The organism is Flavitalea flava (assembly GCF_054461575.1).
Genome location: NZ_JBTLQH010000017.1, coordinates 25925 through 39990, shown reverse-complemented (window position 1 = coordinate 39990; position 14066 = coordinate 25925). Strand labels below are relative to the sequence as shown.

Genomic DNA, 14066 nt, shown 5'->3' with positions numbered 1-14066 from the left:
GTTGTACATTTTTTGAAAAAGGAATTTGTTATAAACTAACATATATTCATTAAAGCAGAGCCTCGAGCCAAATTAGGTTCGGAATTTGTTATAACTTTATAATATCTCCTTATACTAATATACTAACCCGGTAAAGGCCTGTTCAATACTACCATGGAACGACTACAAGAACTTATCACCCAACTGAAGGAACAATTTGAACGACAGGGCGACCTTTCGCAATTGATCCAAACCACCCGGATGCTGGAAGCCGAACTTGCCCGTTTATCCGGTCAGGCTACCCTGCACCAGAATGGGGCTAACCGGGGGTCTGCAAAAGTAGCGGTTATGATGCCATCCTCCATGAAAATGTATGCCGGTCAACAAGCAGTTTCCGATGTTCCTGTTCCTGTCATAGTGGAAAGAGGCGAAGGGAAGGCCGAAATAAAAAATCTGAACGAACTGCGGGGCGGACAGGAAAGATCAGGTTTTGAGCGAACTCCGGCAGAAAAGAATCAACAGGAGAGGACGCCTTTTGAAAAAACACCGGCAGAAATACCTCCCGCAGAAAGGTCTGTAACGGAATTTCCGCTGTCATCCAAAAATTCAGTACGTCCGGTCGCCGCTCCCAAAGAAAACAGATCCTATCCTTTCGATCCCCTCTCGGAAATTCCAACACTCGCCCAACAGCAGGTTCCCAGGGAGCTAAATGATGTGATCGCAGGTAATAACGGTTTCTCTTCAAGGAATGATTCGTTGAAAGTGAATGTCGTAGAGTTATCCGCAGCATTGAATGAGGCTCCGGTCCGTGACCTGAAAAAGGCCATAGGGGTCAACGACCGTTATATTTTTATCAGTCAGTTATTCCGGGGAGATGAAGTGATGTATGAGCGTAGTATCAAGACCATAAACGGGTTCCGGATATTGCCGGAAGCAGAATACTGGATGGAGAGGGAGCTAAAGGTCAAATTGGGCTGGGATGAGAATCGGGAGGCTACCCGTCATTTTTATCAATTGGTCAAAAGGCGTTTTGCCTGAATATAGCCCGTTACCTTCTCCGTTGCTCCTTTTTTGGTCAACACATAATTCCGGGAAGCTTCCCCCGCCAAACGGCATTGTTCCGGATCTCCCAGGAGCCTGTTGAAGACAGATTCCGCTTCCAGTGCGCTGTCTATCACCAAACCTCCACCGCAATCCACCAGTTCCAGCACTTCGATATATTTTTCGATCACCGGGCCGAAAACCACCGGTTTTCCGTATACAGCCGCTTCCAGGACATTATGCACACCGTCACTGCCAAATCCTCCTCCAACATAGGCGATGGTTGCGTAGGAATACAGACGGGATAACATCCCTATATTATCGATTATCAACACATTGGCTTCGCTTCCTGTGTCTGTAGCGGATATCCTGCCCGCCAAAACCTCCCTGGGGTCATCTGCCGTCCATTGTGAATACCGGACGGCGTGACGGAACAATTTCTCCACCTCCTGCAACCTGGCTTCCCCGATTTCATGGGGAGCGATGATAAACCTGTACTCAGGATGCGTATTGGCAAAATGATCCAGTTCTTCTTCATCTTCCTCCCAGGTACTACCGGCAACAATGACCGGAAAATCCCTGCAAAAGGCTCCGATGGCGGGGATGGCTTCAAATTCCTCCGCAATTTCAACTACCCGGTCGAAACGGGTATCCCCTCCGATACTTACATTTTCTGAAAGCCCCAGTTTTCCCAGCAATTTTTTGGATTCTTCGGTTTGTACGAAAAGATGCCTGAAACATTCCAGCATATACCGGTGTAACCTGCCGTACCACTTAAAAAATGGCTGATCCGGGCGGAAGACCCCGGAAATGAGCAATGCAGGTATATTCCTTTTCTTTAATTCTACCAGATAATAGAACCAATAATCATATTTTACCCAAAGTACCAGGTCCGGACCTACATAATCGATGAACTTGCGGGCATTCCTGCGGGAGTCAAGGGGTAAATAAAAAATATGGTCAGCTCCGGAATAGTCTTTTCTTATTTCATAACCGGATGGTGAAAAAAAGGTAAGGACCACCTTCGACTCAGGAGCCATCTGTTTCAGGCTCTCCAGTACCGGCCTTCCCTGCTCAAATTCCCCCAGGGAGGCGCAATGCATCCAGATCACCTGTTTTTTCCCGGCTTTTCCAGTGCCCTGCCCGGTTATGCTTCTGTCTTCGCTCCCCTTCGGTTTTACATTTCCCATATCCGGATCACCGGCCATTTCAGCACGGATCCTGTTCAGGATATCCCTTCTCCCCTCCCGCCAAAGCTTTGCTTTCCGGTTCCAGGGAGTGATCAGAAAAATGCCTGTCTTATAAAGCCAAAGAAAAACATGATAGAAAATTATACTCACGTGTCTGTAAATTAATGTCCTTTCAAACCTGTTTCAACCGTTAATACCTCAGTTATACCGCTTTGCAGCATTGGATAAACCACATTTTTGCAGTAGGTTTGTGCCCGTTTAAACCCATGAGCTATGCGACCCATTCAAATGGTAGACCTGAAGCGACAGTATGCTAAGATAAAGAATGAAGTGGATACGGCGATCCAGGATGTATTGGACAATGCCTCCTTTATTAATGGGAAAGCGGTCAGTGACTTTGCAGGTGGCCTGGCAGGGTATCTCGGGACAAAGCACGTAATTCCCTGTGCCAATGGGACGGACGCTCTTCAGATTGCCATGATGGCACTGGATCTGCAACCCGGCGACGAGGTTATCACTCCTTCTTTTACCTATGTGGCTACTACCGAAGTCATAGCCCTGTTAAGATTGAAACCGGTATTTGTGGAGGTTGATCCCCGAACCTTTTGTATCGATCCTGCTGCCATAGAAAAAGCCATTACCCCCAGAACCCGGGCGATCGTTCCCGTTCATCTTTACGGACAATCAGCCCCGATGGAAGAGATCATGCGGATCGCAGATCAGCACAAGCTATTTGTAATAGAAGACAATGCCCAGGCAATAGGAAGTAGTTATACGTTCAGCAACGGTTCTGTCAAAAAAACGGGCACAATCGGGACGATCGGCACAACCTCTTTTTTCCCATCCAAGAATTTAGGCTGTTATGGGGACGGAGGGGCAATATTTACGGATGACGATACGTTAGCTAACCGGTTGAAAATGATTGCCAATCATGGGCAAAGTAAACGTTATTACCACGACCTGGTAGGTTGCAACAGCCGGCTGGATTCTATTCAGGCGGCCGTTCTGAATGTGAAACTGAAAGAGCTGGATGTTTATATCACAGCCAGAAGGAAGGTCGCTGATTATTACGATACTGTTTTCCGTACCCATCCGAAGATTTCTGTTCCTTACCGGGCATCCTACAGCCATCATGTTTTCCATCAGTATACATTGTTGCTGGAAGGGGTCAGCCGGGACGGACTGAATGAATACCTGGCTGCAAGGGACATACCTTCGATGATCTATTATCCTGTTCCTGCCCATCGCCAGAAAATGTTTGCCGCCTGGGGCGGGGCAGATTATCACTTACCCACTACCGATTGGTTGACGGAAAGGGTCATTTCCCTGCCTATGCATACGGAGCTGGAGGAAGAACAATTGCAGGCCATAAGTACAGCCGTATTGGAATTTGTAAAAAATTAATAATTTCTTCTCCTAACTTAAACCTTTTTTAAACAAATCATTATGAAAATTGCAGTCGTTGGAACCGGTTATGTGGGCCTGGTCACAGGTACTTGTTTTGCAGAGACGGGGAATGATGTTATCTGCGTGGATATCGATGCCGGTAAAGTGGAAAAATTGTCCGGCGGCCAGATCACCATTTATGAGCCCGGTTTGGAAAAACTGTTCCTCCGCAACCTGAAGGAAGAGCGGCTTAGGTTTACAACCAATCTGGAAGAAGGGATAAAGGATGCGCAGATCATTTTCCTGGCCCTGCCGACCCCTCCCGGAGAGGATGGCTCGGCGGATCTTAAATATATATTGGGGGTATCGGATCACCTGGGAAAGATCCTTACTTCCTACCAGGTTATTGTGGATAAAAGTACGGTTCCGGTGGGCACGGCCGAAAAGGTCCGGACTGCTATCGCCAAAAATTATAAAGGAGAATTCGATGTAGTATCCAACCCTGAATTTTTACGGGAAGGTGTGGCCGTAGAAGACTTTATGAAACCGGACCGCGTCGTTATAGGCACTTCTTCCGAAAGGGCCAGAAAGGTCATGGGTGAATTATACGGGCCTTTTGTGCGCCAGGGTAACCCGATCATTTACATGGACGAACGTTCCGCCGAATTGACCAAATATGCCGCCAACTCTTTCCTGGCTACCAAGATCACCTTTATGAACGAAGTAGCCCTGTTGTGTGAACGGTTGGGTGCGGATGTGGACATGGTGAGAAGAGGGATAGGAAGTGACGAACGTATCGGCAAACGATTCCTTTTCCCGGGTATCGGGTATGGGGGAAGCTGTTTTCCCAAGGATGTACAAGCGCTGGTAAAATCTTCCGCAGAGGTCGATTATGAGTTCAGGATCCTCAATGCGGTCATGGATGTGAATGAGAAACAAAAACTGCATTTATTACCTAAGATCAGTAAATATTTTAAGGGCAGTCTGAAAGGCAAACATTTTGCTCTTTGGGGACTCGCCTTTAAGCCCAATACGGACGATATCCGGGAAGCCCCGGCTTTATATATTATCGATGCGTTGATCAGGGAAGGGGCGACCCTCAGTGTGTTTGATCCGGAGGCTATGAGTAATGTAAAACAGCTTATCGGCGATAAGGTTAGTTATGCGGAAAGCCAGTATGAAGCGCTTGAAGGGGCCGATGCCCTTATCATCGCTACCGAATGGAATGAATTCCGGACCCCTAATTTCCTGAAGATCGTCACTACCCTGAAATCAAAAGTTATCTTTGACGGACGAAACCTTTTCGAGATCGAAGCGATCCGGGAACTGGGGTTCTATTATGAAAGCATCGGGAGGGCTCCGGCCATTCCCGCAGTAAAAAACGCATAAATAATCTGAAGATTCATGGCAAATAAACGTGTATTGATCACCGGAGCCGCCGGTTTCCTGGGTTCCCATCTTTGCGACCGGTTCATAAAGGAAGGCTACCAGGTAGTCGGAATGGACAACCTTATCACCGGCGATCTTAAAAATATCGAACATCTCTTCAAACTGGAGCAATTTGAATTTTACCATCATGATGTCAGTAAATTCATTCATGTTCCCGGAGAAATAAGCCATATCCTGCATTTTGCTTCACCCGCCAGCCCGATCGATTACCTGAAAATACCCATTCAAACCCTGAAGGTAGGTTCACTGGGTACGCATAATTGCCTTGGGTTGGCCAAATCGAAAAAAGCCAGGATCCTGGTAGCCTCTACCTCGGAGATCTATGGTGATCCCCTGGTCCACCCGCAAACGGAAGAATACTGGGGTAATGTCAATCCCGTAGGGCCAAGAGGTGTATACGACGAAGCCAAACGTTTTCAGGAAGCGATGACCATGGCCTATCATAACTTTCATGGCCTGGAGACCCGTATCGTGCGGATATTCAACACCTATGGCCCACGCATGCGTCTCAACGACGGACGTGCTCTGCCCGCTTTCATAGGACAGGCTCTCCGGGGTGAGGACCTTACTGTATTTGGTGATGGCAGTCAGACCCGGTCATTTTGTTATGTTGACGACCTGGTTGAAGGGATCTACCGGCTGCTGCTCAGTGATTATCATTTACCCGTTAATATCGGCAACCCTTCCGAGATCACCCTTCATCAATTCGCGGAAGAAGTGATCGCTCTGACAGGGACCAAACAAAAGATCGTTTATAAACCCCTGCCCGTGGACGATCCCAAACAGCGAAGGCCGGATATCACCAAGGCCCGCGAGATCCTGGGATGGGAGCCCAAAGTAGAACGCAAAGAAGGACTGAAGGCTACTTACGATTACTTTAAATCCCTGTCGCCCGAAGAATGGCGCAAGCTGCCAAAGGAATTTATCAGCAATAAATAAAAATCATTAAACCAGATCAGGTAATATGAATGAAAGGACGATATATGACCCGCTGCTAGACAAAAAAGCCAAGTTGGCTGTGATAGGATTGGGTTATGTAGGATTGCCCATAGCCCTGGAATTTGCTAAAAAGATCTCTGTGATCGGTTTTGATATCAATGCCCGCCGTATCGAGCTGATGCGTAACCATATCGATCCCAGTAACGAAGTGGAGGCTGCTGAATTTGAGGGGAGGGATATTGTCTTCACGGATGACCTGACCGTATTAAAAGAAGCACGGTTTTTTATTATAGCTGTTCCTACACCGGTTGATAAATATAATGTTCCCGATCTGAAACCGCTGATCGGTGCTTCCAAAACCGTTGGAAGTGTACTGAAGGCGGGAGATTATGTCGTATATGAATCAACTACCTATCCTGGCTGTACGGAAGAGGATTGTCTGCCGGTATTGGAGAACATCTCCGGTCTCCGGTTGATGGCCGGTGATTTTAACCTGGGGTATTCTCCCGAGCGGATCAATCCGGGAGATAAAAAGAATACGCTCAGAACAGTAGTTAAAGTCGTATCCGGCAATGATGCCGGATCTCTGGAAGAAATTGCAAAGACCTATGAATTGGTGGTGGATGCCGGTGTCCACAGGGCCCCGTCGATCAAAGTGGCCGAGGCCAGTAAGATCGTGGAAAATACCCAACGTGACCTGAACATCGCCCTGATGAACGAACTTTCCCTGATCTTCGACCGCATCGGCATTAATACTTATGATGTGATCGAAGCGGCGGGTACCAAATGGAATTTTCTGAAATTTCAGCCGGGTCTGGTAGGGGGGCATTGTATCGGGGTAGATCCGTATTACCTGACCCATAAGGCTGCTGCCCTGGGGTATGAATCAAAAGTGATCAGTTCTTCCCGGTATATCAATGACGACATGGCCAAATATGTGGCTCGTAAGATCATAACCCATGTCCTGCGCATCTCCAATGAACCGAGAGTGCTGGTCAAAGGGGTGACCTTTAAGGAAAATGTAAGTGATATCCGTAATTCCAAGATCGTGGATACCGTGAAAGAATTACTGGCTTTTAATATATCGGTGGACGTGGAAGATCCTTACGCCAAGGAAGAGGAAGTACATGAGGAATATGGATTACATTTGACCCGACGTCCGGCAAACAACTATGACGCGGTGATCCTTACCGTGCCGCATGCACCCTACACCAAACTGGACGACGCCTATTTTGCTTCCATAACCCGGGAAGGGGCCCTGATCGCAGATTTGAAAGGGATTTACAGAAACAAGATTACAAGCAGAAAATACTGGAGTTTATAATGGCAACTATTTCAAAGAAAATAATGATCACCGGGGGAGCGGGTTTTATCGGTTCTCATGTAATCCGTTTATTCGTAAAAAAATACCCTGAGTACCAGATCGTTAATCTCGATTCCCTTACCTACGCGGGTAATCTGGAAAACCTGAAGGATATCGAATCCTCCCCGAATTACCGGTTTGAAAAAGGGGATATCACCGATGAACGACGGCTTCAGGAGCTCTTCGAACAGTATTCTTTCGATGCCGTTATCCATCTGGCCGCAGAAAGCCATGTGGACCGTTCCATTCTGGATCCGCTGGCCTTTGTCCGCACCAATGTAATGGGAACTGCCTGCCTGCTGAACGTGAGCATGAGCAATTGGAAAAACGCCTTGGAAGGCAAACTGTTTTATCATGTTTCTACAGATGAAGTATATGGTTCTTTGGGAGCAGAGGGGTTCTTTACCGAGGATACCCCTTATGATCCCAGATCCCCTTATTCTGCGTCCAAGGCTTCTTCCGACCATTTTGTGATGGCCTGGCACCATACCTATGGCCTGCCCGTCCTGCTCTCCAATTGTTCCAACAACTACGGATCTCATCATTTTCCGGAAAAACTGATCCCGTTAATGATCAATAATATCCTAAACCATAAACCTTTGCCCGTCTACGGAAAGGGAGAAAATGTGCGGGATTGGTTATTTGTGGAAGACCATGCCAGGGCGATCGATACTATTTTCCATAAAGGAAGGGTTGGAGAAAAATATAATATCGGTGGTATTAATGAATGGAAGAATATCGATATCGTGCACCTGTTATGTGCGGTCATGGATAAAAAGCTGGGAAGACCGCCCGGAGAATCGGCTAAACTGATCACCTATGTAAAGGACCGGCCGGGTCATGACCTGCGTTATGCGATCGATGCCACCAAACTGAATAAAGAACTGGGCTGGAAACCTTCTTTGCAGTTTGAGGAAGGATTGGAAAAAACAGTAGATTGGTATTTGCTTAATGGGGATTGGGTAAAACACGTGACCTCGGGCGATTATCAGAAATACTATGACCAGCAGTATAAATAGATACAAGCTTCAAGTTTCAAGTTGCAATCTTCAAGGTGCAAGTTGCAAGTTGCAAGCTTCAGGCTTGATGCATTTAAATAGAATAACATGCCTTTTACCAGTACAGAAATTTCCGGGCTCTTTATCTTTGAACCTGCTGTTTTTAAGGACGAGCGGGGATACTTTTTTGAATCCTATAATGAGGAGGTTTTTCAACGTAGCGGGCATCCTATGCGTTTCCTTCAGGACAATCAATCCTTCTCCCGTTATGGAGTCATCCGGGGATTACATTATCAACTCGATCCGCACGCCCAAACCAAGTTGATCCGGGTGCTTCAGGGAACTATCCTGGACGTGGCGGTTGATATCCGTAAAGGCTCCTCCACTTACGGGAAATACCTCAGCATTGAATTATCTGCAGAAAATAAGAAACAACTCCTGATTCCCAAAGGCTTTGCTCATGGATTTTCCGTGTTGAGCGAGACGGCGGAAGTTTCGTATAAATGTGATTCCTTATATAGTAAATCCAGCGAGGGCGGCATCCTTTATAATGATCCGGCTCTTGGAATCGATTGGAAGGTAGCGGAGGATAAAGTAGTTATTTCTTCAAAGGACCTGGAATTACCGGTTCTGTCAGCCTGCCGGAATAATTTTCAATTTGAAGGGTAATATGGAAAAACAAAAAATCCTGGTCACAGGTGCAAATGGTCAATTGGGCAAAGAAATAAGAGAGCTTGCTCCGGCTTTTCCCCGGTTTGTTTTTATTTTTCTGACCCGGGAAGAATTTCCCATTCATGATCTGGCAAAGATCCAACCCTATTTTGAGGAAACGAAACCAGCCTGGTGTATCAATTGTGCAGCCTATACTGCGGTAGACAAGGCGGAGACGGAAAGGGATCTGGCCTATCTGATCAATGGGGAAGCTGTTGGTAAATTGGCAGAGGCCTGCAAAAAAGTAAAGGCCCGGCTCATTCATATTTCCACCGACTATGTTTTTGACGGCAGATCCGCCATTCCTCTAAAGGAAGAGGATGCTACCGGTCCTGTCAATATCTACGGAGCCTCCAAATGGCAGGGCGAACAACTGGCCCTGTTGAATAATGAGGAGACCGTCATTATCCGTACTTCCTGGGTTTATTCGGAGTTCGGGAACAATTTTGTCAAGACGATGATCCGGCTGATGAAAGAGAAACCTTCCATAAATGTGATCGATGATCAGATCGGTTCCCCTACTTACGCCGCCGATCTGGCCAGGGTGATTCTTCAGATCGCAGACGGCGTGAAATTTGTGCCGGGAATTTATCACTATAGTAATGAAGGAGAGATCAGCTGGTTTGAATTTGCCCGGGCTATAAAAGAGCTGTCTCATAGCACCTGCGTTGTGAATCCGATCCCAACCTCCCAATATCCGACGCCTGCGAAAAGACCTCATTATTCCTTATTGGATAAGACCCTGATAAAAAAAACGTATGGGATTACGATCCCTGGCTGGCAGGAGAGCCTGGCTGTTTGTCTCAGACGGCTTTAGCTACAAGCCTCAAGCAAAAGCTCTTTCATGCTTGCAGCTCTTTTATGCTTGCAGCTCTTTCATGCTTGCAGCTCTTTCATGCTTACAGCAATTTCATGCTTGCAGCTATTTAATCGATGTGATAGCCGTTCCTCCGTATTTGCTTTGCGTTTTTATCACTCCGAAACCCGGGGCATACCATTCCGTTCCATCTAAATTAAAGGGTATACCTATCGGTCCGGTTTTAACGGACATCTTACATTTATAACTAATCTTATAACAATCCCAGGTACCGGCATCTGTGGTTATGGATTCTTTGGCTTCCACTTTCCGGTTGGTGCTTACCATAGTAATGGTTTGTGGAAGGCCGTTGTTATTCATATCCATGGTGAATTTCCCGTCTTTAAGGCCATCGCCTACATTCAGGGATGCAGGATATTCCAGGAAAGAATTATCTGCTTTTACTTCCGTCTTGCCATATTGTTCCGCCTGTTGCTGGGGCAGCATCATTTTCATATCGATCAGCATGACCCCTCCGTTGCATTTTATGCTACTGTTTGCCTTGGCTATGGATTTCCCTTTTTTATCGAACATTTCAGAAGCCAGGTGGGCCGTTGTTACACCTCCTGTTGTTGTCACATCCGATACCTGGTAAATTTGTTTACCATTGGGTTCGCCCTTTTTGTTATAAATAGTCATTTCAATGGTCTTATTCTTTTGCAAAAAGAGGTAATGCTGACAATCCTGCGCAAAAGCAGAGAAGGTGAGTAAACTGCAAAAACAACTGAAAATAAGGAAAGAATATATCTGACTGCGGACATTCATGAAATGGCAAGTATGCATAGTCGGTAATTTATATGCGAAAGATAACCAATAACCATTTTCATTACAATACCTCAAAGCGGTGATATTGGCAGGAGAATAATGGAACCTTAAAGGGGAAGCTGATAATAAATAAAATAATTAAATAAAATAACAAATAGTATAATATATAAATTGCTTTAATTCAATTTTATAATTTTTATATTTTCCTTAAAAGCCCTATGTGGATAAAAGATGTCCTATTGGAGTATGCGATCAAAGCAAAATTTTATAGTTTTCGGACTTGGTAACGATCATTTGGGAAAGTCGTCTCCTATGATGTACTCCCGGTTGATCGAAACTTTATAATCCCTATTTATGAAACCTCTTTACTCTGACCGGGTGCGGCTATCTTTCCTTTTTTCTTCCTTTAGCCAAGGTTGTCTTTTCCTTTTATTAATTTGTTTTTCGCTTGCAGGCCCTATCCAGGCATTGCATGCTGAGGGCACGAAGGAAATTATGCCGAATCCGACTAATGGAACGGGTCTTATTGTCTCTACCACGGCCTCTTTCCCACTGGGAAACGTCGGTAGTTATGTTCCAGCTTCCGGACCAACTCCGGGTGATCAGCGAATCTTTTTCCGGATTAAGGATTTTACCAAAGAAAACTTATACTACGGCTTCAATTGGGAGGTGCTGTCTCCGAGTGGTTCACCCATTACTAGTCCATATTCGGATGTGTTCATGAATATTTTTGATCCTACGGGCGTCCTGGTGACCACTATAAATCTTCCTACAGGTTCAGGTGCCGGTTTTATCACCACGTATGCCAATGCAATGGCGGGTCCTGATATAGGTGGGGCTACCCCAGGTGGTTATAGCCCACTGACATTTACCCCAACCAGGAACGGCGATTATTATGTTTCGTTCTATAGAAGTCCTGACGGAGGCATCACCCATATTTCGGGTGGAGAATCGATGCTTTCCAAGTATTTTGATTTAACAGTAGCGAAGACCGATAACACACAATATACCGGCCGTGTGCATTGTAATGAATGGGCTTTTTCGGTTTATAATCCGAATGCGAATGATATTCAGGATCCCAAGATCTCGTCCAATGCGCAGTTCTTTGCCTATACCGTGGATTCGGTCGTAACTAAAGTATATTTTCCGGCATCGGGAGGATTTCAGCCTCTTTCTTATATTTTATCCGTCACTGGATTTGGTGTTCAGAATAATGGGAATTGGTTGGTTGATCGCCAATCTATCAACCTGAAAAACCTGATTCCACCCTATCTTACCAGAGGCTTCAATGTATTTTTAAATGCACCGGATCCCAGTCTTTATCCGGCCTGCGTAATACCCAGCCCGCCTATTCTGGTAAGTCCGACCATTTCCGGTTGTCCGCCCGGGCCATTCAATGTCCGTTTTTCCGCGCCTCAGGCCGGCGACTTTTATATGTTATTTGATTTGAACGGGATTCCCGGATATCAGGCGAATTCTCCAGATCGTTATATTGAACTGATCAACCAGTTACCCGGTATAATCACCTATGTCTGGGATGGGAAGGATGGAACGGGTGTTTCGGTTCCGGCCAACACTACCTTTCCTATTACCTTTTCCTTCCGGAAAGGGAGGATCAATATACCTCTTTATGACGATGAGCTCAATATCAATGGGTTCAGTGTGGATGGTGTGGCACCCATCGGGTCACTCAACACCACACTTTATTGGGATGATTCGAAATTGTCCAGTATGGGTACGGATTGCAGCAGCAACAATAACAACTTTACGGGGATTGGTTATTCCAATACCATTATGGGACAAGCTTCTCCGGGACATGCCTGGAATGGAAATGGAAATTCGGGGCAGGTCATTCCGGCGCCAAGCGTTTCTTACAGCGGAACAGCCAATGATCAGGATAATATTCAATGTAACGACTTTGGAAATGCCCGTCTGATCAATACCTGGGCCTGGGGGATCGTATTGAATACGACCCAGAACCTGACCCTTACCTGCCTTAATGTATCCGGTACCGTTTGGGATGATGCGGATAATAGTGCCGCAGGTACTTTAGCCAATATTCGAACAAATAGCGAGCCGGGAACCAATGCCGGAAACGGGCTGTATGCCAGTTTGATAGACCCTGTTACCGGAACGGTATTATCATCGGTTGCGGTGGCTTCGAACGGCACCTATTCGCTGCCTAATTGCCCGGTTAATGCGACAGGAATGAAAGTCGTCATTTCCACTATCGCGGGAACCGTGGGGAGTGCGGCACCTGCAGCGGCAGTTCCTTCGGGTTGGATAACCACTTCCCCGCTGATCTATATCTTTAATACGGGTAGTACCAATATGACAGGTCTTGACTTTGGAATAGAACGGCTTCCGGATTCGCAAAACCAATATTATACGATTCTTACGCCTATACTCAATTCCTATCGAACCCTGAATGGTACAGGCTCTGCGGGTAGTCCGGGGCCACTTATCGGGTCCGACCCGGAGGATGGAGCCTTAGGGAGCGGAAAGAAAGTGGTGATCACCCAGGTACCGACGAATGTGCAGTTATATTACAATGGGACCCTGGTAACCAATAATACCACGATTGCCAATTATAACGTTGCTCAGCTTCAGGTAAAATTCACTACCATTACGATTACCAGCCTTTCTTTTCAATATGCCTTTTTCGATGCGGGTAATCAGCAAGATCCATCACCGGCAACATATACGATCAATCTGTCCTCGGTGTTGCAGACAACCATCGTCTCCTTTTCCGCTAAAGCGACGGATGCCGGGAATGTGCTGAACTGGAAGGCAACGGAAGAGACCAATGGCGCCTATTTTGTTATTGAACGGTCTGCCGATGGAATGAACTTTCAACCAATAGGCCGTGTTGATGGCGCCGGAAACGGTGCGACCATGAGCCATTCGTTCACTGATAATTCACCCTTGCCGGGAACTGCCAATTTTTACCGGTTAAGACTTACCGATCCTAATGAAGGGACTTTTTATTCCACCATAGTGACTATTGCTGCTTTTGCAGGAAGAAGCGAAGCGGATGTTTCGCCCAACCCATTCCAGGATGGATTAAACATAAAGGTGAACCTTGCTAAGTCAGGGCGGGTGGTGATACGGCTATTGGACAGCAAAGGAATGTTGTTGCGCGGGCAGGAATACGAGGCTGCGAAAGGGACCAACAATTTTTCATTAAATGGTTTGTCTTCCTTTCCCGTCTCGGTATATTTTGTACAGATCGTTTTACCCGACCAGGTAATCGTTAAAAAAGTGTTCAACCAGCTATAGGTTAGCAGGTAAACGGCTATTCGTTTCCTGCCGATACTTTACCGGTTGATATATTACCGGTTGATATATTTCCTGTTGATGCATTTCGGCCTGTCGAAATAGGCCCGATA

The 14066-nt window shown here is 46.3% G+C and carries 11 protein-coding genes; 9 read left to right on the top strand and 2 right to left on the bottom strand.

What is annotated here, in order from left to right:
* Positions 1-153: 153 nt before the first annotated feature.
* Positions 154-1017 carry a hypothetical protein gene (locus ACX0G9_RS16055; protein WP_459065949.1) on the top strand — a complete coding sequence of 288 codons (864 nt, stop codon included), beginning with the start codon at positions 154-156 and terminating at the stop codon, positions 1015-1017.
* Here the strand turns inward: ACX0G9_RS16055 and ACX0G9_RS16050 are convergent.
* Positions 990-2360 carry a 3-deoxy-D-manno-octulosonic acid transferase gene (locus tag ACX0G9_RS16050; RefSeq protein WP_459065948.1) on the bottom strand — a complete coding sequence of 457 codons (1371 nt, stop codon included), beginning with the start codon at positions 2358-2360 and terminating at the stop codon, positions 990-992. The genes ACX0G9_RS16055 and ACX0G9_RS16050 overlap by 28 nt on opposite strands.
* Positions 2361-2483: 123 nt before the next feature.
* Between ACX0G9_RS16050 and ACX0G9_RS16045 the strand changes: the two genes are divergently transcribed.
* The 7 genes from ACX0G9_RS16045 to rfbD all read left to right on the top strand — a co-directional run bounded on the left by ACX0G9_RS16045 (position 2484) and on the right by rfbD (position 9873).
* The gene (locus ACX0G9_RS16045) at positions 2484-3614 is read left to right on the top strand and encodes a DegT/DnrJ/EryC1/StrS family aminotransferase (protein ID WP_459065947.1); all 1131 of its coding nucleotides are present in this window, start codon (positions 2484-2486) and stop codon (positions 3612-3614) included.
* Positions 3615-3656: 42 nt separating this feature from the next.
* Positions 3657-4985, top strand: a complete 1329-nt coding sequence (locus ACX0G9_RS16040) for a UDP-glucose dehydrogenase family protein (RefSeq protein WP_459065946.1) — start codon at positions 3657-3659, stop codon at positions 4983-4985.
* A gap of 15 nt (positions 4986-5000) precedes the next feature.
* The gene (locus ACX0G9_RS16035) at positions 5001-5984 is read left to right on the top strand and encodes a UDP-glucuronic acid decarboxylase family protein (RefSeq protein ID WP_459065945.1); all 984 of its coding nucleotides are present in this window, start codon (positions 5001-5003) and stop codon (positions 5982-5984) included.
* 25 nt (positions 5985-6009) lie between these two features.
* A complete protein-coding gene (locus ACX0G9_RS16030) occupies positions 6010-7308 on the top strand; it encodes a nucleotide sugar dehydrogenase (RefSeq protein ID WP_459065944.1) in 1299 nt (432 codons plus the stop codon).
* A complete protein-coding gene (gene rfbB, locus ACX0G9_RS16025) occupies positions 7308-8366 on the top strand; it encodes a dTDP-glucose 4,6-dehydratase (RefSeq protein ID WP_459065943.1) in 1059 nt (352 codons plus the stop codon). The genes ACX0G9_RS16030 and rfbB overlap by 1 nt, the downstream gene beginning before the upstream one ends.
* A gap of 87 nt (positions 8367-8453) precedes the next feature.
* Positions 8454-9014 (top strand): dTDP-4-dehydrorhamnose 3,5-epimerase, encoded by a 561-nt coding sequence (rfbC, locus tag ACX0G9_RS16020; protein WP_459065942.1) that lies wholly within the window; start codon positions 8454-8456, stop codon positions 9012-9014.
* Between the two features lies 1 nt (position 9015).
* A complete protein-coding gene (rfbD, locus tag ACX0G9_RS16015; RefSeq protein WP_459065941.1) occupies positions 9016-9873 on the top strand; it encodes a dTDP-4-dehydrorhamnose reductase in 858 nt (285 codons plus the stop codon).
* A 105-nt stretch (positions 9874-9978) separates the two neighbouring features.
* Here rfbD and ACX0G9_RS16010 read toward each other — a convergent pair whose 3' ends face one another.
* A complete protein-coding gene (locus ACX0G9_RS16010) occupies positions 9979-10695 on the bottom strand; it encodes a TapB family protein (protein ID WP_459065940.1) in 717 nt (238 codons plus the stop codon).
* Positions 10696-11172: 477 nt separating this feature from the next.
* Between ACX0G9_RS16010 and ACX0G9_RS16005 the strand changes: the two genes are divergently transcribed.
* Positions 11173-13956 (top strand): T9SS type A sorting domain-containing protein, encoded by a 2784-nt coding sequence (locus ACX0G9_RS16005; RefSeq protein ID WP_459065939.1) that lies wholly within the window; start codon positions 11173-11175, stop codon positions 13954-13956.
* The last annotated feature ends 110 nt before the right edge of the window (positions 13957-14066 follow it).